Origin of the sequence: Rhizobium sp. SJZ105 (assembly GCF_007828365.1) — a bacterium.
GTDB classification, from domain to species: Bacteria; Pseudomonadota; Alphaproteobacteria; order Rhizobiales; family Rhizobiaceae; genus Agrobacterium; species Agrobacterium tumefaciens.
This window is the reverse complement of the sequence record NZ_VIUP01000001.1, coordinates 874,006-891,595: the sequence shown is the minus strand read 5'-3', so window position 1 is coordinate 891,595 and position 17,590 is coordinate 874,006. Positions and strand designations below refer to the sequence as shown.

Annotated in this window: 16 protein-coding genes and 1 tRNA gene; 12 read left to right on the top strand and 5 right to left on the bottom strand. The window is 57.4% G+C overall.

The genetic code is table 11. From position 1 onward, the window contains the following. Position 1: 1 nt before the first annotated feature. On the bottom strand, positions 2-178 hold the full coding sequence (locus tag FB593_RS27455) for a hypothetical protein (RefSeq protein WP_164876626.1): 177 nt from the start codon (positions 176-178) through the stop codon (positions 2-4). A gap of 94 nt (positions 179-272) precedes the next feature. Continuing rightward, positions 273-614 (bottom strand): hypothetical protein, encoded by a 342-nt coding sequence (locus tag FB593_RS04465; protein ID WP_003512218.1) that lies wholly within the window; start codon positions 612-614, stop codon positions 273-275. Between the two features lie 163 nt (positions 615-777). On the opposite strand from FB593_RS04465, the gene FB593_RS04460 reads away from it, so the two are divergent. The 3 genes from FB593_RS04460 to FB593_RS04445 all read left to right on the top strand — a co-directional run bounded on the left by FB593_RS04460 (position 778) and on the right by FB593_RS04445 (position 4,350). Further along, positions 778-868: transfer RNA gene (locus FB593_RS04460), tRNA-Ser, on the top strand. Positions 869-1,646: 778 nt separating this feature from the next. Further along, positions 1,647-2,711, top strand: a complete 1,065-nt coding sequence (locus FB593_RS04450) for a porin (RefSeq protein WP_113472877.1) — start codon at positions 1,647-1,649, stop codon at positions 2,709-2,711. A 592-nt stretch (positions 2,712-3,303) separates the two neighbouring features. Beyond that, complete coding sequence (locus FB593_RS04445; RefSeq protein ID WP_038490442.1) at positions 3,304-4,350, top strand: porin; 1,047 nt, start codon at positions 3,304-3,306, stop codon at positions 4,348-4,350. Between the two features lie 145 nt (positions 4,351-4,495). On the opposite strand, the gene FB593_RS04440 is transcribed toward FB593_RS04445, so the two are convergent. After that, entirely contained in the window at positions 4,496-6,568 is a 2,073-nt protein-coding gene (locus FB593_RS04440; protein WP_174027526.1) for a lytic transglycosylase domain-containing protein, read from the bottom strand. A gap of 387 nt (positions 6,569-6,955) precedes the next feature. Here FB593_RS04440 and dapA point away from each other — a divergent pair, with 387 nt between their 5' ends. Continuing rightward, complete coding sequence (gene dapA, locus FB593_RS04435; protein ID WP_145166344.1) at positions 6,956-7,840, top strand: 4-hydroxy-tetrahydrodipicolinate synthase; 885 nt, start codon at positions 6,956-6,958, stop codon at positions 7,838-7,840. Between the two features lie 162 nt (positions 7,841-8,002). Beyond that, positions 8,003-8,485, top strand: coding sequence for an SsrA-binding protein SmpB (gene smpB / locus FB593_RS04430; RefSeq protein ID WP_003512228.1), 483 nt, complete (start codon positions 8,003-8,005; stop codon positions 8,483-8,485). A gap of 159 nt (positions 8,486-8,644) precedes the next feature. On the opposite strand, the gene FB593_RS04425 is transcribed toward smpB, so the two are convergent. Next, the gene (locus tag FB593_RS04425) at positions 8,645-10,144 is read right to left on the bottom strand and encodes a globin-coupled sensor protein (RefSeq protein WP_113473812.1); all 1,500 of its coding nucleotides are present in this window, start codon (positions 10,142-10,144) and stop codon (positions 8,645-8,647) included. Between the two features lie 224 nt (positions 10,145-10,368). Then, on the bottom strand, positions 10,369-10,938 hold the full coding sequence (locus tag FB593_RS04420) for an NYN domain-containing protein (RefSeq protein WP_013635795.1): 570 nt from the start codon (positions 10,936-10,938) through the stop codon (positions 10,369-10,371). 391 nt (positions 10,939-11,329) lie between these two features. On the opposite strand from FB593_RS04420, the gene rpoZ reads away from it, so the two are divergent. The 7 genes from rpoZ to rnc all read left to right on the top strand — a co-directional run bounded on the left by rpoZ (position 11,330) and on the right by rnc (position 17,527). After that, positions 11,330-11,722: a DNA-directed RNA polymerase subunit omega gene (rpoZ, locus tag FB593_RS04415; protein ID WP_003512234.1), complete on the top strand. Its 393-nt coding sequence runs from the start codon at positions 11,330-11,332 to the stop codon at positions 11,720-11,722. A 132-nt stretch (positions 11,723-11,854) separates the two neighbouring features. Further along, a complete protein-coding gene (locus FB593_RS04410) occupies positions 11,855-14,089 on the top strand; it encodes a RelA/SpoT family protein (protein ID WP_003512236.1) in 2,235 nt (744 codons plus the stop codon). A gap of 197 nt (positions 14,090-14,286) precedes the next feature. Next, positions 14,287-14,433 (top strand): hypothetical protein, encoded by a 147-nt coding sequence (locus FB593_RS04405; protein WP_003496944.1) that lies wholly within the window; start codon positions 14,287-14,289, stop codon positions 14,431-14,433. Between the two features lie 446 nt (positions 14,434-14,879). Continuing rightward, on the top strand, positions 14,880-15,458 hold the full coding sequence (locus FB593_RS04400) for a DUF2062 domain-containing protein (RefSeq protein WP_003512239.1): 579 nt from the start codon (positions 14,880-14,882) through the stop codon (positions 15,456-15,458). Beyond that, complete coding sequence (gene acpS / locus FB593_RS04395) at positions 15,455-15,859, top strand: holo-ACP synthase (RefSeq protein ID WP_003512241.1); 405 nt, start codon at positions 15,455-15,457, stop codon at positions 15,857-15,859. The genes FB593_RS04400 and acpS overlap by 4 nt, the downstream gene beginning before the upstream one ends. Before the next feature lie 211 nt (positions 15,860-16,070). Further along, complete coding sequence (gene lepB, locus FB593_RS04390) at positions 16,071-16,817, top strand: signal peptidase I (protein ID WP_003512243.1); 747 nt, start codon at positions 16,071-16,073, stop codon at positions 16,815-16,817. Further along, a complete protein-coding gene (rnc, locus tag FB593_RS04385; RefSeq protein ID WP_003512245.1) occupies positions 16,814-17,527 on the top strand; it encodes a ribonuclease III in 714 nt (237 codons plus the stop codon). The genes lepB and rnc overlap by 4 nt, the downstream gene beginning before the upstream one ends. Positions 17,528-17,590: the final 63 nt, after the last annotated feature.

The following is a 17,590-nucleotide window of genomic DNA, read 5'->3' as shown; positions in this document are numbered from 1 at the left end:
CTTAGTCATCGTTGCTGGCGTTCAGCTTTTCCGGCGGAATGCCTTCTTCGCCGGAAGCGAGATAACCGTTATTGATGAGTGCGGCGCGGACGATGCGCTGGATAGCCTCATCCCTGTCAATGCCGTGATCTCTCGCGAAATCCGACAATGCTTCTTCAAGATCGCTGCTAAACATCATTTCCGCCCCCGGTCGTCAATTCTCTGAAATAAATGCGAACAGGCAAGGCGGAACGAATCCCGCCTTGCCTGAATTCTAGCCTCTAGTGCGGCAATCAACGCCAGCGATAAAGGCTGCTGTTCGAAGAACTCTGCTGAGTACCAGCGCCGACCGCATAACCGATCGCAAAGCCGAGCGCGCCGACGATCGTCAGCAGCGAGGTTGCAGTGCCGGGGTTTTCCTTGACTGCTTCCACAACGTTCTGGCCCTGTGCGCGCACATTGCTTGCCGCCTTGCGAACGCGGCCACGAGCCTCATCCAGAAATTCGGATGCATCTTCACCAACGCCTTCCGCACGAGCGGAAACGGACTTGGAGAGAGACGAAATCTGCGAACGCAACTCCGCAATCTGGTTTTCGATCGTATCTTCGACAACATTCAGTTTGGTCTGAGCCATTAGAACACCTCTTTTTGTTACCGAAGCCAGAACGTGCCGGAAGAGAAGAAGTTCCCCAATGGCCCGCAAAGTTTCGCTGGCGGGCGTTCGGCCAACAGGTTTTTCGGCTTCTTGGCGAAAAACCCTTGCATTCATTTTTTTAAAGCAATAATCAGGCCGCACCGGAGAGGTGGCCGAGTGGTCGAAGGCGCTCCCCTGCTAAGGGAGTATACGTCAAAAGCGTATCGTGGGTTCGAATCCCATCCTCTCCGCCATTTCGGCACGAAGCCTGAAATTATAAATCTCCCTAAACAGCTACTTCTTCCCAGCAGGCACCCAAAGCATGCGTTTCCGCATGCCAGTTCGTTCTTCAGCGCGTTTCGCGAAACTCCGGCCCCCTGCGATAAACCGCAGGATAGTGGAGAGAGCTAATGCGCCGACGCGATTCTGCCCCTCGTTTCTTGCAGGCAGTTACAAAGCACTCTGTACCCAAGTGACACACACTCGTATTCCGCGCCGTTTTCGCGACTCGTCCCGTAACGCTTGCTGACGCAATCGGCCAAAGAATTGAAGTGCCGGAGCCTGCGAGCCGAATCGTTGATCGGGGAATCGGTGGCGAACCGCTCGGGTTTCACTGTTGTTTCTATGTGCGCACCGGGGAGCCATACTAAGTGTGGGGCCGGAACGGGGCAAAAGTTTCCGTCGCCCTTCCCCTGCGGGGCAAGGGATCTCTGAAAAGGCCTATAGTTTAGAAAGACCTTGTTAACCGCGCTAACTAACGGATTTTCAAGTCATTTCTTAACGCATGGTAAAGCCACCTATGGGCCGTGTGCCCACTGTGTGCTGTTTCCGCAACAAACCGAAATGAAGCATGTACGTAAATGCGCTTTATCGGATGTTGGCGATTGCAAGCGGCGAAACCTTTTGTATTTTCACGACCAGAAGCGAGGCGGTGGATCGTTTGGCTTCTAAGAACACGGGAATGGGGCAGGGAATGCTGTCCTTCGGCAAAAGTACCCAGACCCACTTAAAAACTTTGACTGGAGGTCAATCATGAACATCAAGAGCCTTCTCATCGGCTCCGCTGCGGCTCTCGCAGCAGTATCCGGCGCTCACGCTGCCGACGCTATCGTCGCTGCTGAGCCTGAGCCCCTGGAATACGTTCGCGTTTGCGACGCTTTCGGCACCGGCTTCTTCTACATCCCCGGCACCGAAACCTGCCTGAAGTTCGATGGTTACATCCGTTTCCAGACCGACTTCGGCCGTAACCTGTCCGGTTCGTCTGACTGGAACTCGTTCACCCGCGCTCAGTTCAACATCGACACCCGCACCGACACCGAACTCGGCGCTCTGCGTGGTTACATCGGTCTTCGTGGCCAGGCTAACAACGACTCCGCACGTGGCGTTGTTGTCGACCAGGCTTTCATCGAACTCGGCGGCCTGAAGGTCGGTTACTACTACAACTGGTGGGATGATGGTCTCTCCGGCGAAGTCGATAGCCTTTCTTCGAACGCTACGCGTCTGAACGCTATCCGTTACACCTACGACGCTGGCTCGTTCTACGTAGGCGTTGCAGTTGAAGAGCTGGATGCTGCTCGCGGCGGTTCCAACATCTCTGCAGCTCTGACCAAGGGCGGTTCGTTCGAATCTGCGAACAACGTTGGCGTAAGCGGCATCATCGGTGCTAACTTCGGCGCCGTTAAGGCTAACCTGCTCGGCGGCTACGACACCGACCAGGAAAATGGTGCAATCCGTGCAATCGTTACGGCTGACATCGGTCCGGGCACCTTCGGTATCTCTGGTATTTGGGCTTCTGGCGCAAACAACTACTACGAAGAGTCCGAGTGGACTGTTGCTGCTGAATACGCAATCAAGGCAACTGACAAGCTGACCATCACCCCCGGCGCTCAGTACTTCAGCAAGATCGACATCGGCGCTGACAACGACTTCGTTGGCGATCGCGATGCATGGCGCGCTGGTGTAGCTGTTGGCTACAAGATCACCCAGGGCCTCTCCACGCTCGTTTCGGTTAACTACCAGGACGTAGACGGCACCGAAGGTGTAAACGGCGGCGGCGACAGCTGGGTTGGTTTCGTTCGCCTTCAGCGCACGTTCTAATCTGATCTGACATCGTCAGTGATGGAAAGCCCGGCTCAAGAGCCGGGCTTTTTCGTTTGATGCACATTGGCGAGGGGCAGGCAAAGCGTCGATTGGCCGGCGTTTCGATATCCCGGCGACTTTCCGTTACGGCTTAAGTCGGTTTGTATCGTTGCCGTTTCGTCTGCCACTCAACTGTTTTGGGCCTGTCGAACTGGGAACTGATTCTCTCCTGCTGCGGATGGAAGCGTTGCTGCCGACAGCCCGATTTCCCCCCAATGGCACCGCGTTTCAGACGATTTCCCATGGCGCAGCGATGTCAGAATTCTGGCGGTGGGATGAGGAATGACTTATCTCATTTATCGGCATTTCGCTTAAGTCGCTGAAAAGCATGAATTATTAACGTTTTGTTAGGAAGTGCTGCCCGTCGGTTAGAATTGTAGCTATTTCGCAACAATGCAAAACTAAGGTCCCCTTACTGTCTTCCTTTTGTCATCATTGGGATTGCCTCCCCGGCCGGTTTTGGCTCTAATCATCTCCATAAGCGGCACGCATTTAGTTGTGTTTCCCCACCCGCTGCTTAGAAAATTAAGCGTTTGACTGGAGGTCAACCATGAACATCAAGAGCCTTTTGATCGGCTCCGCTGCGGCTCTCGCAGCAGTATCCGGCGCTCACGCTGCCGACGCTATCGTCGCTGCTGAGCCTGAGCCCCTGGAATACGTTCGCGTTTGCGACGCTTTCGGCACGGGCTTCTTCTACATCCCCGGCACCGAAACCTGCCTGAAGTTCGACGGTTACATCCGTTTCCAGACGGACTTCGGTCGTAACCAGTCCGGTACGTCTGACTGGAACTCGTTCACGCGCGCCCAGTTCAACATCGACACCCGCACCGACACCGAACTCGGCGCTCTGCGTGGTTACATCGGTCTTCGTGGCCAGGCTGACAACGACTCGAGCCGCGGCGTAAACGTCGACCAGGCTTTCATCGAGCTCGGCGGCCTGAAGGTCGGTTACATGTACACCTGGTGGGATGACGATCTCTCCGGCGAAACCGATATCCTGTCTTCGAACACCACCCGTGGCAACGCTCTGCGTTACACCTACGATGCTGGTTCGTTCTATGCTGGTATCAGCGTTGAAGAACTCGACTCGGTACGTGATGGCAATTCCAACCTCGGCGTTGCCAAGGGTGGCGTCTTTGAAGGCCCGAACAACGTTGGCGTCAGCGGCATCATCGGCGCGAAGTTCGGCGCAGTTTCTGCCAACCTGCTCGGCTCCTATGACACCGACCAGGAAAATGGTGCAATCCGCGCTATCCTGACGGCTGACATCGGTCCTGGCACGTTTGGTCTCTCTGGCGTTTGGGCTTCTGGCGCAAACTACTACTACGAAGAGTCCGAGTGGGCAGTTGCTGCTGAATACGCAATCAAGGCAACTGACAAGCTGACCATCACCCCCGGCGCTCAGTACCTCGGCACGATCGATATCGCTCCTGATGGTGACTTCACCGGCGACAACGATGCATGGCGCGCTGGCCTGACGGTTGATTACAAGATCACCCAGGGTCTCGATGCCAAGATCGCTGCAAACTACCAGGACGTCGATGGTCCGACCGGCGACAGCTGGACCGGCTTCGTTCGCCTTCAGCGCACGTTCTAATCTGATCTGACATTGTCAGTGATGGAAAGCCCGGCTCTTGAGCCGGGCTTTTTCGTTTGAGTGCGGTAAATCCTGAAAACAAAAAAAGCACCGGGCCTGCCGGTGCTTTGATATTTTGACAGTAGTCAACTGATGAACCGGTCTTCTATCCCGCCCGGCCATGACGCAGGTCATCAACAATATCGGCCTGTTGCCCCAGCCTCGTCTTGTAGACCTGATAATTCTCCATCACCCGCTGCACGTAATTGCGGGTTTCGGGGAAGGGGATGCGCTCGATCCAGTCCACGACATCGTCGATAGGCTTGCCGCGCGGGTCGCCATAGCGGGCGATCCATTCCGGTACACGTTTCGGGCCGGCATTATAGGCGATGAAGGTGAGGATGTAGGAGCCGCCGAAACTGTCGATCTGTTCGCCGAGATAATGTGCGCCGAGCGTGGCGTTATATCCGGCGTCGCTGGTCAGCATCGCCTGAGTGTAGGGCAGGCCGTGGCGTCCGGCCACGCCCTTGGCGGTTCCCGGCAGCAATTGCAGCAGACCGCGAGCATTCGCAGCGGAGACGGCGGCCGGGTTGAAGGCGCTTTCCTGCCGGGCGATGGCATAGGCAAGCGCCTTGCCGGAGCCGGCAATATTGGCACTGGCGGGAATGACACCGAGCGGATAGGCAAGGGCGGCCGCGTCGATGCCGCGGCTGAAGGCCGTCTTGCCGATTTGCAGTGATACCTGATGGTTGCCGTTGCCCTCTGCCCTTGCTGCCAGAATGGCAAGCTCGCCCGGGCTGTCGAGCTGATCTGCCAATGACCTGTAGAGGCTGTCAGCCCGCCAGCCGTAGCCTGCGGCTTCCAGCCTGTCGATGGCCCGCACGGCTTCGCGGCCGGCAAATCGTTCACGGTCGGCAGCGCTCGGAGCAGGGTATGTGACGTTCAGCGTCTTTGCATCGATTCGTGCGGCAGCAAGCTGGCCGTAAAAGGTGCCGGAATGGGCAGCCGCCTTGGTGAAGAAATCGCGGGCATTGCCCGGCCCGCCCACTTCCGCCGCCCGCCCCAGCCAATAATAGGCCCGTGAGGCGGAAAGTGGCCGGTTCGAGGTCTGCAAAAGGGTGTTGAAGTGGCGTGAGGCCGTGGCGGGATCGCGCAGTGCCCGCAACGCATACCAGCCGGCATGGAATTCCGCATCGGCAACATCGACGGCTGACGTGGCCGAATGATTGGCAACGATGCGATAGGCTTCGGCAAAATCGCCGAGATCGGCGACGCCGCGCGCGATGATTCGCCGCTCGTTCCACCATTCGCCGGGATTGACGAGTTTTGCCGTGTCCTTCGGCGCCTGCTTTAAAAGTGCTGCGGCTTCCGGATATTTCTGCTGGTTGCGGAGATTTTCGATGCGCGCGAAGAGAAAAGCAGGGTCGCTGCGCAAGTTGGCGTCAACCTTGCCCAGCAGCGCCACGGCATTGCCTGAGCGCTGCAGCACGGCGGCCCAGGCATTGTAGAGCGACTGCGCCTTGCCGAGATCACCGAAACGTTTCGCCTGGCCGATTCGGCTGCGATACATCAGATAATCCATCCGCGCCTTGTGGTCGGCGGGCGTCAGATAAGTGGGGAACTCGGCAAGAACGCGGTCTTCCATGTCCTTGTTCATGCTTTCGCTCACCCAGAGCTGGCGAATGAGGCGTTGTGCTTCCAAAGCCTTGCCGGAAGAGGTGAGGGCCTTGGCGAGCACAACGGTGCCCTCGGCTGTTTCCGGCCGGCCGCTGCCAAAAGCGGCAAGCACCTGGGGTACCGGTGGATTTTCGCGGTAAAGCGCCTTTTCGGAATTGGCGCGCAGCGTCGCCGCACCCGGCCACCCCGCCAGCTCGCTCTGGGCTGTAGTGATTTCGGCGGAAGGCACGTCCTTCTGCCCGGAAATGGCAATCGCCCAGGTAAGAATATGTCGGTCGAGACTGCCTGTCTGCATGGCGTTACGAACCGCGATGGCGCGTGTCGTGTCGCGGCTGGAAAGCGCATCCAGTCCGGCTTTAAGCTGGCTCGCATCGTCAGGCCGGTTAAGGCGTGGTATGGCGCCGGTAATTTCGGGCGAGGCCGGCATGAAGGCGGGAACAGCAGGCGCATTCGGCTTCACATAGGGAAGCGGCACGGCAGCTTCCGGCACGGGGCCGGCCAGCGCGTTCCAAACGGTCGCGGCAAGACCTGCCGCCATCAATCCCCAAACTGTCTTTTTCATACCGCTCTTCATCACTGGACGGAAACAATCGACCTTCTTGTATTGTCGTTTCATTGCAGCGGGATTGCGAAATGCGCCAGTGCGTTGCACCTATGAGTTTCGCCTCAGATCCCGCTCTGGAATCTACGGAGACTGTGCTTAACGAAACCTTACTTTCCGCTCGGCGCTCCAATCAACTTTTATTCACCGGTCTGCGAGCGGCGTAAAATTCCACCGCCTCGTTTTTTGCCTGCCGCGTGAGCTTCCGCGACTGTCACACTTCCGACAATTTCGGACAAAATAGGCTGCCTTTGCGCTTGTCGGCGCCAAGGGCTGGCACTAATGTGTGCCGGTTTTAACCATCGAATGCGGCCGAAGCATGAACCGGCTCGGCGCCAGGAGCTTTGTATGTTCAAGGGATCAATTCCCGCCCTCATTACCCCGTTTACGGACAATGGTGCCGTGGACGAACAGGCATTTGCCGCCCATGTGGAATGGCAGATTGCCGAAGGCAGCAACGGACTTGTGCCTGTGGGCACGACGGGGGAATCTCCAACCCTGTCCCATGACGAGCACAAACGTGTGGTCGAGCTGTGCATCGAGGTAGCGGCGAAACGGGTTCCGGTCATCGCGGGCGCTGGCTCCAACAATACCGATGAAGCGATAGAACTTGCCCTGCACGCGCAGGATGCCGGCGCGGATGCGCTGCTGGTGGTCACCCCCTATTACAACAAGCCGACGCAGAAGGGGCTTTTCGCCCATTTTTCCGCAGTTGCGGAAGCGGTGAAACTGCCGATCGTCATCTATAACATCCCGCCGCGCTCGGTGGTGGATATGTCGCCGGAAACCATGGGTGCGCTTGTAAAGGCGCACAAGAACATCGTCGGCGTCAAGGATGCGACGGGCAAGCTCGACCGCGTCTCCGAACAGCGGATTTTCTGCGGCAAGGATTTCATCCAGCTGTCCGGCGAAGATGGCACGGCGCTTGGCTTCAACGCCCATGGCGGCGTCGGCTGCGTTTCGGTCAGCGCCAATGTTGCGCCACGCCTCTGTTCCGAATTCCAGGCGGCCATGCTTGCAGGCGACTACGCCAAGGCGCTGGAGTATCAGGACCGCCTGATGCCGCTGCACCGGGCCATCTTCATGGAACCTGGTGTCTGCGGCACAAAATATGCGCTTTCAAAGACCCGTGGCGGTAACCGCAAGGTCCGCTCGCCGTTGATGAGCACGCTGGAACCGGCAACGGAAGCGGCAATCGACGCGGCGCTGAAGCACGCCGGCCTGATGAACTGACGGACACCTGAAACCCGAAAGGCGCGCAATGGGACTGCTTCGCGACAGAAGCCGTTTCGCGCGCCTTTTCTTTTCGTAACGACGATACTAAATAGAAACGTGAAAACCGCTCGTGGCGGACAAGCCGCAGGCGCAATAAGAAAAACAAGGGATTGAAATATCATGGCCCCCAAAGGCAGCCAGCGCGTGGTGAACAAGATCGTTGCGGAAAACCGCAAGGCTCGTTTCAACTACGAAATCATCGACACCTATGAGGCGGGTTTGGTGCTGACCGGCACCGAGGTCAAGGCGCTGCGCGAAGGCAAGGCGAACATTGCCGAATCCTACGCATCGGACGAGGGCGATGAAATCTGGCTCATCAATTCCCACCTGCCGGAATATCTGCAGGCCAACCGCTTCAACCACGAGCCGCGCCGCCGTCGCAAGTTGCTGCTGAACAAGCGCGAGATCAACCGTCTGCGTGCCGGCATCAACCGCGAAGGCATGACGCTGGTGCCGCTGAAGGTCTATTTCAACGAAAAGGGCCGTGCGAAGCTGGAACTGGCACTGGCCAAGGGCAAGAAGCTGCACGACAAGCGCGAGACGGAGAAGGAACGCGACTGGAACCGGCAGAAGTCGCGGCTGCTGAAGGGCAACAACGCCTAGAGCTCATCCCTCATTCCTGCACTTGTCGTAGGAATCAAGCCGCCGCGCGTCTGCGCGGCGAGAGAGTTCTTTTCAGCCCAAGGATGTGGGCTGGCTAGATTGCTGTGACAAGCACAGAAATGAGAGCGGGGATGCTTTCGCCTCTAGAATAGACAGCTCTCACGCCGCCCTATAAGTCCGCTCCACATAGGACGTGGACGCCGAAACGCTGAACCGGCTGACCAGTGCCGCCAGATTGGCGCTCACATCGCTCAGATTATGCGTGGCCGCGTTGGTTTCTTCCACCATGGCCGCATTCTTCTGGGTCAGATTGTCCATGCTGTTGATGGCGGCGCTGATTTCCTGAATGCCGACGGACTGCTCCTGGGCCGCCTTGGTCAGCGACGTTATATGTTCCTGAATATGATCCACCTTGTTGCCGATCGTATTCAGCGATTGCCCGGTTTTATTGACCAGCGATACGCCTTGCATCACATCCTCCGAGGATTTGGTGATGAGGGTCTTGATCTCCTTCGCGGCGTTGGCTGAACGCTGTGCCAGCTCGCGCACTTCCTGGGCGACGACGGCAAAACCCTTGCCTGCTTCACCGGCACGCGCGGCTTCCACACCGGCATTCAGCGCCAGAAGGTTCGTCTGGAACGAAATCTCGTCGATGACGGAAATGATCTGGGTAATCTTCTGCGACGATTCCTCGATGGCGCCCATCGCTTTTACCGCTTCCGTCACCACATCCCGTGACCGCGCCGCTTCGGCGGCCGAGCTTTCGACGATGGCCTTGGCCTCTTCGGAGCGCTGTGCCGAAAGTTTGGAAATGGTGGTGATTTCCTCCACGGCGGCGGCGGTTTCCTCAAGGGCTGCTGCCTGCTGCTCCGTTCTGCGGGCCATGTCGTCGGTAGCCGATGTCAGTTCGCGCGTATTGCCTGATATCTTGTTGGCTTCCTCGACGATCTGCGAGAATGCACCCGCGAGATTGCCAACCGCAGCGTTGAAATTGGCAATCAGCCCCTCGAATTGCGGTGCAGTCTTTTCATTGATGCTGGAGGTGAGGTCGCCATTCGCCAGCTTGTTCAGGGCGTTGTTGAGCAGTTCGAGAACGTGCTCCTGCTCCTTCTTCATCTGCGCCTGTTGTTCCTCGACCTTCAGCCGCTCGGCGGCAAGCACGTCGAGGTATACGGAGATCGAATAGTCCATGTCGAGAAGGGCGGCCTTGATCGTTACCGTCAGGGCGTCGTTCAGCTTCTTGGCCTTCTTTTCCTGGAAAAGGCCCTTCAGTTCTGAATTGACGACGGCTTTGACGATGCCATCAAGCATCAGCGCGTAACCGCCAATATACCATCTCGGCTCCAGCCCCAGCCTTGCATGGGTACGGCCGATGGCCGTCACGGCATCGGTATAGTCCGAGTTGAAGGCGCCGGAGGCAATTCTTGCCCAGTGTTTCATCTGCATGCCTTTGGCATGCTGGACATGCGCGTCGCTTGCAAAGAACTTCGCCGTTTCCGGCACGGAGCGCGCCTTCGCATAAAAACGGTCGAGAGAGGCGTCGAGCGAGCCTGTAATGACGCCCTTCATGTCCGAAAGGTTTTGCCGTTGCTCCTGGCCAAGCCCCAGAAAATTAAGTCTTTCGTCGAGTTGTTGATTGGTTTTTACTTGGCCATGCATGTCTGAACATCCTGATTTGACACCGAAATCATGTCGTTGGTGCCGTTGGGTGATTTAGACACGTCTAAAATTAACCAAGATATAATTTTGACTGGCCGAATTTGATGTTTGTTAATTTTAAGAGGAATTTTCCGGCAGGAATACACGGTTGTGGAGCCAAACAAAAACGCGCCCGCCTTGCAGACGGACGCGTTGTCATTAGGTCGGCGGCTTAAAAACCGGGATCAGATCGTTTCGGGGCTTTCGACGTGCCGGGCAGGGCGCTCGTTCGGGTCACGCCCGATTTCGGCCTTCAAGGTCATGAGATCAATGAAGTGATCTGCCTGCCTGCGCAGATCGTCGGCGATCATTGCGGGCTGCGTTGCCATGGTGGACACCACGGAAACCTTGCGGCCCTTGCGCTGAAGCGCGTCCACCAGCTTGGTGAAGTCGCCGTCACCGGAAAACAGAACCAGATGATCGACGGTCTCTGACTGTTCCATGGCATCGACAGCAAGTTCGATATCCATGTTGCCTTTGATCTTGCGGCGACCGAGCGCGTCGGTGAATTCCTTCGCCGGCTTCGTCACGACCTTGTAGCCGTTATAATCCAGCCAGTCGATCAGAGGGCGGATCGAGGAATATTCCTGATCCTCGATCAATGCGGTGTAATAGTAGGCGCGCAGCAGGTATCCGCGCTTCTGAAACGCCTTAAGAAGCTTGCGATAGTCGATATCGAACCCCAGGCTTTTAGATGCTGCATAAAGATTGGCTCCATCTATAAAGAGCGCAATTTTCTCCCGTGGATCGAACATTCCATCCCATTCCTTTTTTGGAAAGGCCATTATCTGGCTTTTATTTCCGGTCGCAAATGCGAAAAATCATGTCGTATCAACGAATTTTGCGTAGCGCCGTTGCGTTTTAAGTAAGGTAACTTCACCCGTATTCCAAGACAATTCTTCTAGACATTTTGTTCATCAGACGCCAAACAAGGGCAATAAGGTGCCAAAAGACGCCAAAGACAGGAAAAACTTGAATTCCGCGGCTAATGGCTGTATCGGAAGCTGGAAGGCTTCGTCGCGAGGAATCCAAAGCGTTTTTCGCAAGGCACGAAGCGCAGATTCAATAGGTTAGAGCATCCCTTGTGCATCCTCAAGAAAGCACGGCGCTCTGATCCACGACATTACGACTCGCAAAGGACAGGCAATGGCCCGCGTCACAGTTGAAGATTGCATTGATAAAGTAGACAACCGTTTCGAGCTGGTCCTTCTCGCCAGCCACCGTGCGCGCCAGATTTCCCAGGGCTCGTCCATCACGGTTGACCGCGATAACGACAAGAACCCGGTCGTCGCTCTGCGCGAAATCGCCGACGAGATGCTCTCGCCCGACGACCTCAAGGAAGATCTCATCCATTCGCTGCAGAAGCATGTGGAAGTGGACGAGCCCGAGCCCGATCCGGTTACGCTCGCAGCCTCCGCTACTGCCGATGGCGAAGAGGACGACCAGCCGGAAACCGTTACTTTCGACCAGATGTCGGAAGAAGAACTGCTGGCCGGTATCGAAGGCCTTGTGCCGCCGGAAAAAAATGACGACTATTGATCTGACTTTATGACGCCATTGGCAGGCGGTGGTTACCGTCTGTCAATATTTGCCGTCATAATCTGATCCCTATTGATGCAGCATTGTGCGCCGACCCCAAGGTTGGCGCGCTTTCTTTTTGTGGAATATCGCATGATGCGGCAATACGAACTCGTTGAGCGGGTTCAAAAATATAAACCGGATGCGAATGAGGCCCTGCTGAACAAGGCCTATGTTTATGCAATGCAGAAACATGGCCAGCAAAAGCGGGCCAATGGCGACCCCTATATCTCGCATCCGCTGGAAGTTGCCGCCATCCTGACGGAAATGCATCTCGACGAATCGACCATCGCGGTGGCGCTGCTACACGATACGATCGAGGACACCACCGCTACCCGCGCTGAAATCGACGAGCTGTTCGGCGAGGATATCGGCAGACTGGTGGAGGGGCTGACCAAGCTCAAGAAACTCGATCTCGTCACGCGTAAGGCCAAGCAGGCCGAAAACCTGCGCAAGCTGCTGCTTGCCATTTCCGACGACGTGCGCGTTCTTCTGGTGAAGCTGGCCGACCGCCTGCACAACATGCGCACCATGGAATATATGCCGGCGGACAAACGCAGCCGCATTTCCGAAGAAACCATGGAAATCTATGCGCCGCTGGCCGGCCGCATGGGCATGCAGGACATGCGCGACGAGCTGGAGGACCTGTCCTTCCGTTACCTCAATCCGGAAGCCTATGAGACGGTGACCAACCGCCTTCAGGAGCTCGAAACGCGCAACGAAGGGCTCATCAAGAAGATCGAGGACGAATTGCGCGAGCTACTCGTGGCGAACGGCCTTCTCGGCGCCAGCGTCAAGGGGCGTCAGAAGAAGCCCTATTCGGTGTTCCGCAAGATGCAGTCGAAATCGCTCTCTTTCGAGCAGCTGTCCGACGTCTACGGCTTCCGCATTCTGGTGGACGATATTCCCTCCTGTTACCGCGCGCTCGGCATCGTCCACACCCGCTGGCGCGTGGTACCCGGTCGCTTCAAGGACTATATCTCCACGCCGAAGCAGAACGACTATCGTTCCATCCACACCACGATCGTTGGCCCTTCGCGCCAGCGTATCGAGTTGCAGCTGCGCACCAAGCGCATGCACGAAATCGCCGAATTCGGCATTGCCGCCCATGCGCTCTATAAGGACGGCGAAAACGGGGAGGGCGATCTGCTCTCGCCGGAGAGCAACGCCTATTCCTGGCTGCGCCACACCATCGAATCGCTGGCAGAAGGCGACAGCCCGGAAGAATTCCTCGAACACACCAAACTGGAACTGTTCCAGGACCAGGTGTTCTGCTTCACACCCAAGGGCAAGCTGATTGCGCTGCCGCGCGGCGCGACGCCCATCGATTTCGCCTATGCGGTGCACACCAATATCGGCGACACCACAGTTGGCGCCAAGATCAACGGCCGGATCATGCCGCTTGTGACCCGGCTCAACAACGGCGACGAGGTGGAGATCATCCGCTCCGGCGTGCAGGTTCCGCCCGCTGCATGGGAAGAGGTGGTGGTGACGGGCAAAGCCCGCTCGGCCATCCGCCGCGCCACGCGCATGGCCATTCGCAAGCAATATTCGGGTCTCGGTTACCGTATTCTGGAGCGCACTTTCGAACGTGCCGGCAAGGCCTTCTCGCGTGACGCGCTGAAACCCGTGCTGCATCGTCTGGCGCAGAAGGATGTGGAAGACGCTATCGCCGCCGTCGGGCGCGGCGAGGTCTCCTCGCTCGACGTGCTGCGTGCAGTCTATCCGGATTATCAGGACGAGCGCGTGACGGTGAAGATGACCGGCGACGACGGCTGGTTCAACATGCGCAGCGCTTCCGGTATGGTCTTCAAGATCCCCGGAAAGTCGCGCTCCGTTCTGGAAGACGATGGCGCAGCCGAAATGCTCGATGGACCGGACCCGCTGCCCATCCGTGGTCTTTCCGGCAATGTCGATGTGCATTTTGGTGCCGCCGGTGCCGTTCCGGGTGATCGCATCGTCGGCATCATGGAAAAAGGCAAGGGCATCACCATCTATCCCATTCAGGCGCCGGCGCTGCAGCGTTTCGACGATGAGCCGGAGCGCTGGATTGATGTCCGCTGGGATCTTGATGAGGCGAACAAGTCGCGCTTCATGGCGCGGGTGATGATCAACGCGCTGAACGAACCCGGCACGCTCGCCTCCGTGGCGCAATCAATCGCGACGCTGGATGTCAACATACGCGCCCTGAATATGGTCCGCATCGGCACGGATTTCTCCGAACTGGCGCTGGATGTCGAAGTCTGGGATTTGCGGCAACTCAACCAGCTGCTGTCGCAGCTGAAAGACCTCGATTGCGTATCCACGGTCAAACGTGCCTTCGATTGAGGCATTTTTGATCATTCGCACATTCCAAAAGGCCGCTGTTATGCATTCAGTGCATGGCAGCGGCCTTTTACTGTCTCTGGTCGCGCATGTGGTTTGCGACTATCTTCCTTTCAGAAATTGAAAAACGGAAAACGCGGCGTGCCGGTGGTCCTACCCCGATGAGAAACGCCATTTCCAAACTGAAAGGACATGAAATCATGTTTACTCCGCTTCGCAAGATCGCCCGTGCAGTTCGTGGCAAGACGACCCAGGAACGCGAATTCGAATATCTCAGCGGCTCCGTGTCGAATGTCGACCTCGAGTTCCGCCAGCGCGAAATCGACCGCGGCCTGTTCCGCCGGTAATGCACTCAGCGCATGGCAGCCGTTCGCCATGCGTATGGGACTTGGAAGGCGGGTGACCGTTGTCGGTCAGCACCTTCTCGTGTCTCTTAAGGCTGTGTGAATGCGCGTTACGAACGGGCGTGCACCGTTTTCCGGTCTAAAAGATAGGACACGCTGCTTTTGAAACAAATTTGACGGCGAGAGGTGCTTGTTTCCTCGACGTCATCCTTGGCTCGTCCCAGGGATCTGATATCCTTGCATTCAATCAATCGGTTGCAAATCCTCGGGACAAGCCTGAGGATGAGGTCAGAGTGTTCGGCAAGGTTCGTATACTCGGTGATGCCACGTGGCGTGGGCGGAATTCCAGCTAAAGGCCGGAATGACGGGGAAAATATGCCTGCAAAAGAAATCCCCGTGTCGTATACGATGCTCTTGGCTCAGCCGGGGCGATGAAATAGACTGCCCTCATGCCGTTTCGCCGCCGTGAACCCGTTGGTTTTTCAGAGAAGATTCGTGACCTCTTTTGGCCGCGCACGGGATTTACCCGTTCGCTGCGCTATATGAAGCTGCGTCTCCTGCGGTTGTCTGCGTCTCCGCATTCGATTGCCGCCGGTGTCGCGCTCGGTATCGGCGTGGCGTGGACACCGTTTCTAGGCGTGCATATCATTATCGCCATGGCGCTCGGTTTCCTCATGCGCGTCAATCTCGTTGCGGCAGCACTCGGCACCACATTCGCCAATCCCCTGACATTTCCGTTCATCTGGGCGTCCACCTGGGAACTCGGGCATTTCCTGCTCGGACGACAGAAGGAGGCGGGGGTTGCGCATGTGGATTTCGTTGCGCTGTTCAGCCACCTCGAATTCCGGCAGATATGGAGGCCGGTGCTGGAACCCATGACCGTCGGTGCGCTTCTGCCCGCGGCCGTGAGCGCGGTCATCGCCTATATCACCGTCTACAGCCTCATCAGCGGTTTCCAGCGCCGCAAGATGGAAAATCTCGCGCATCGCGCCGCCAATAAAAACGCGTCTCTGGAGATGTTGAAATGATCCTTGGATTGGGCAGCGACCTGATCGATATCCGCCGCGTCGAACATTCGCTCACCCGTTTCGGTGAACGTTTCACGCACCGCTGTTTCACCGATATCGAGCGCGCCAAGTCCGATGGCCGCAAGAACCGCGCGGCATCCTACGCCAAGCGTTTCGCCGCCAAGGAAGCCTGTTCCAAGGCGCTCGGAACCGGCCTTGCGAACGGCGTTTTCTGGAAGGACATGGGGGTCGTCAATCTGCCGGGCGGCAAGCCGACCATGGCGCTCACCAACGGTGCCGCAGAAAGGCTGGCGGCCATGCTGCCCGCCGGTCACCGCGCCAATATCCATCTGACCATCACAGACGATTACCCTTACGCTCAGGCATTTGTGATTATCGAGGCGCTTCCCGTGAGCGACTGAGACCGGCGGCTGCCGCATTGGCGGCCTATTTGCAGGCGTATGACAGAAGCGCTTCCCTTCCGGCTGGAAAGGTTCTAGAGAAGTCGCAGAAATATGAAAGCGTCGCTGGCTGCGTGAAAAATTGCTTCACCCCGCCGCAGTCGCGAGCAACAACGGCCCGGACGCCTCCGTCAAATCGCAGGAACCGGTAAACAATCAGGCAGGTCTTTAAGTGTCCGAAAAAGCTGAAAAGAAGCAGAACGCCCTCTGGGAAAACGTCAAGGTCATCATTCAGGCGCTGCTGCTGGCCATGGTCATCCGCACCGTGCTGTTTCAGCCCTTCACGATCCCTTCAGGTTCGATGATGCCGACGCTGCTGGTAGGCGACTATCTTTTCGTCAACAAGTTCTCCTACGGCTATTCGAAATATTCGCTGCCCTTTTCGCCGAACCTGTTTTCCGGCCGTATCCTCGAATTCAGCAAGCCCAAGCGTGGCGATGTCGTGGTCTTCCGCCTGCCGCCCAATCCTGAAGTTGATTACATCAAGCGTCTCGTCGGCTTGCCGGGTGACCGCATCCAGGTGACGAACGGCGTGCTGTTCATCAACGGCCAGCCGGTTCCGAAGCAGCCTGATGGCACCTTCACCTCCGATTACCGTGCCGATCCGGGCGCCAATGTACCGGTGTTCCGCGAAACGCTCGATAATGGCGTCACCTTCGACACGCTCGACCAGTCGCCCGATTCGCGCGGCGACAACACCCGCGAATTCCTGGTGCCGGAAGGCCATTATTTCATGATGGGCGATAATCGCGACAACTCGCTCGACAGCCGTTTCGATGTCGGTTTCGTGCCGGAAGAAAACCTGATCGGCCGCGCCAGCGTCATCTTCTTCTCGCTGGGCAATGACACGCCGTTCAGCCGCATTTGGGACTGGCCGTCCAACATGCGCTGGGACCGTCTCTTCAAGGTTGTGGGATGAGCAAGACCAAGCCGCTGTCGATTGCGGAGATTTCCCGTCTCGAAGCGTTGATCGGATATGAATTCAAGGAAAAGGCCCGGCTCGACCGGGCCTTGACCCATGCGAGTGCCCGTTCCGCTGCGGCGGGCAATTACGAGCGGCTGGAGTTTTTGGGCGACCGCGTTCTCGGCCTTTGTGTTGCCGAGCTGTTGTTCTCTACCTTCCGCAACGCCAGCGAAGGTGAGCTTTCGGTTCGCCTCAACCAGCTTGTCAGCGCCGAATCCTGCGCCGCTATCGGCGACGAAATGGGCCTGCATAATTTCATTCGCACCGGATCGGATGTGAAGAAGCTGACCGGCAAGGCGATGCTGAACGTGCGCGCCGATGTGGTCGAAAGCCTGATCGCCACTCTCTATCTGGATGGTGGTCTGGAGGCATCCCGCAAGTTCATTCTGAAATACTGGCAGGGCCGCGCAACGCGCGTGGATGCCGGACGGCGCGATGCCAAGACTGAATTGCAGGAATGGGCGCATGCCAGATTTGCGGTTACGCCCGCTTATCGGGTTGACGATCGCTCCGGACCGGATCACGATCCCAGCTTCACCGTGACGGTGGAAATTCCCGGCGTAAAGCCGGAAACCGGCGTCGAGCGTTCCAAGCGCGCAGCCGAACAGGTGGCAGCAACCAGATTGCTGGAACGCGAAGGCGTCTGGCAGAAAAGCTCCACCTAGAACTGAGCGCCCGAAAGATAGTGGCGCTAAAATCGAGCGCATGGCGAGCCTTGTGGCCGCATG